The sequence below is a fragment of the Wolbachia endosymbiont of Cylisticus convexus genome, from assembly GCF_003344345.1.
This window is the reverse complement of sequence record NZ_QPIP01000173.1, coordinates 1-2,595: the sequence shown is the minus strand read 5'-3', so window position 1 is coordinate 2,595 and position 2,595 is coordinate 1. Positions and strand designations below refer to the sequence as shown.

General features: G+C 35.9%; 1 protein-coding gene and 2 pseudogenes. 2 read left to right on the top strand and 1 reads right to left on the bottom strand.

Going from position 1 to position 2,595, the window contains the following annotated elements:
* Positions 1-221: 221 nt before the first annotated feature.
* A pseudogene (locus Wcon_RS09880) lies at positions 222-1,210 on the top strand (IS110 family RNA-guided transposase).
* A gap of 131 nt (positions 1,211-1,341) precedes the next feature.
* Here Wcon_RS09880 and Wcon_RS09875 read toward each other — a convergent pair.
* Positions 1,342-1,680: pseudogene (locus Wcon_RS09875) on the bottom strand (S49 family peptidase); the annotation flags it as partial.
* 87 nt (positions 1,681-1,767) lie between these two features.
* Between Wcon_RS09875 and Wcon_RS09870 the strand changes: the two are divergent.
* Positions 1,768-2,595, top strand: an 828-nt coding sequence (locus Wcon_RS09870) for an IS256 family transposase (protein ID WP_114516781.1), incomplete at its 3' end; no start/stop codon positions are given.

Genomic DNA, 2,595 nt, shown 5'->3' with positions numbered 1-2,595 from the left:
GTATCTTGTAAAAAGCATCTAATGTTTTAAGCTTAAGCATTAGGTGGAGGAGGGAAGAACTCTGTTTCTCCTCTTAGATATAAAATCTGTAAGAAAGATAAGAGTTCCCTCCTCAAAAGTATAGGCTGGACGGTATCGTAGAAAGACCTAAATGGCTCTAATTCTGTATCCACAAGGTTAGCCTTACTTTTCGTTTTAAATGGTAACGTATGGGGTTATATATGATCAACAACTTTCTTGGAATTGATGTATCAAAAGATCGCTTTGATGTTTTTCTTTCATTCATAAGTAAAAAAGAAAAGCGTGAAACTAGGAAAAGGAGCTTTAAGAACGATGATCTTGGGTTTCAAGGTCTGCTGAGTTTTCTACAAAAGCATAATGTGGAAGAAGTAAAGTCATGCATGTGGTTGTTATAGCGAAGCTTTGGCTGAATTTCTGCACAATGCTGGACATTTTGTTAGTGTTGTAAATCCTTATTGTATTAAATCTTATACAAGGAGTAAGCTCGTAAGACAAAAGAATGATCAGACTGATGCAGAAATTATTGCTGATTATTGCCAAAGACAGGAACCAACTCGTTGGACACCACCTTCTTCTGAAATGAAAAAATTAAAACATCTTTATCGTTGCTCAGTTGCGTTAAAAGAATTAGTAAATAACCACCTAGAAAAAAAAGAGAGACTGCCTAAAGAAGTTGCAAATGCTTGTTGCAACGAATATAGTTAAAAAAATAGAAATAATAAAAAACTCCATACGCAAACTATTAAAGCAGCACAAAGAATTGTTGGAAAATTTTCAGCTTCTATTGACTATTCCAGGAATAGGAGAGGAATCAGCAATGGCTATTTTAGCTGAAATCCCTGACATAAAAGCTTTTAGAGATGCCAGGCAATTGGCAGCATATACAGGAGTTATACCGAAAAATATAACATCAGGTTCATCTGTACATTCTAAACCAAGATTAAGTAAATCAGGTTCACAAACATTACGTAAGGCCCTTTTCTTTCCTGCCATAGTAGCCAAGAATCACAATCCTATCATTGTGAGTTTTTGCCAAAGACTAAAGAAGAAGGGTAAGCATAATATGGCAATTGTGGGAGCTGCAATGCGTAAGCTACTCCATATCATTTTCGGTATCCTGACATCCAAAAGTGCTTTTGATCCAAATCATATCAAGAATTACAGAACTAGGATGTTGACTGTAGTTTAAAATCAAAAAATGCTTCCAATCCATTCAACATATTCACTAACTGTAATCTGTGTACTGTTACACAATCAGAAGTATTTTTTGATTTTATGATACAGCTTGAGTAATTTTTTTGTTGACTAGCAAGACGGTATCTTTTTTCTTCTTGCACTATAGATAAAATCAGCAAGGTCAAATATACCATTTACCTCTCCTCCTGGGCTATCTATATCAAGTAGAATCGTCTCTATGCTTTTATCTCCTAAAGCACTCTCTATCTCTTCATGAATTTTTTCATATGATGTCATTCCCAGAAAACCATCAAACGCGCCTGGTTTTTTCGTCAGAATTCCATGAATTGGTATAATTGCAGTTCTTTCTACGTTACTTTTGATAGAGTGCTTGAGATTTTTAAAAATTGGCTGTTTTTCTTTGTATAGCGATAGTAGCTCAAAACTCCTTGGTTCAAGCATTAATGGTCTACTTAGAAACATTGTTTCCCCCAACATCGGGAATGTTCAAAAAAGTGTGTCAAACCGAAAAAAAGTAATTTATATCAATTTAAAAATGGAGGTTTGACAATGAGTCAAAAAGTAGTAAACAGAACTAACGGATTGGTAGATTATAAAGAGTTGGAAACAAATATCCTGTCGTCTATACGAGAAGGAAGACCGTTGACAGGAAAGGAGGGAGCATTAACACCATTTATAAAAAAGCTGCTGGAGGCGAGTCTAGAAGGTGAAATAGAAAACCATTTATTAGCTGAAAGTGAAGAAAATAATCGCAGAAATGGGAGGAATGGAAAGACTTTACGTACAAGTGCAGGTTCATTTGAGCTGTTAACGCCAAGAGATAGAGAAGGAAGTTTTGAGCCGCAAATAGTCAAAAAAAGGCAAACAAGCTTACATCCAGAGCTTGAAACGAAGATTTTGAGCACATTTGCCAGTGGTATGAGCTATAGAGATATAGCGTCACACGTTGAGGAAATTTATGATCACAAAATATCGGTAGCAGAGATATCAAGTATTACCGACAAATTACTGCCTATAATCAATGAATGGCGTAGTCGTCCACTGCAATCAGTATACCCGATAGTATTTATGGATGGGATGTTCTTTAAGGTCAAGGAGGATGGACATTGCGTAAGTAAATGTATGTACAATATATTGGGCATAGACCAAAATGGCAGAAAAGAAGTCCTGGGCTTTTATTTGGCTGAAAGTGAAGGAGCTAACTTTTGGTTGGAAGTGCTAAATAACCTCAAAGAAAGAGGAGTAGAAGATATTCTGATTGCATGTGTAGATGGGCTAAAAAGCTTTCCTGCAGCCATCAACAGTGTATTTCCCAGTGCAGAAGTGCAGCTATGTATAGTACACCAAATAAGAAATTCTCTGAAATATGTATCCAGT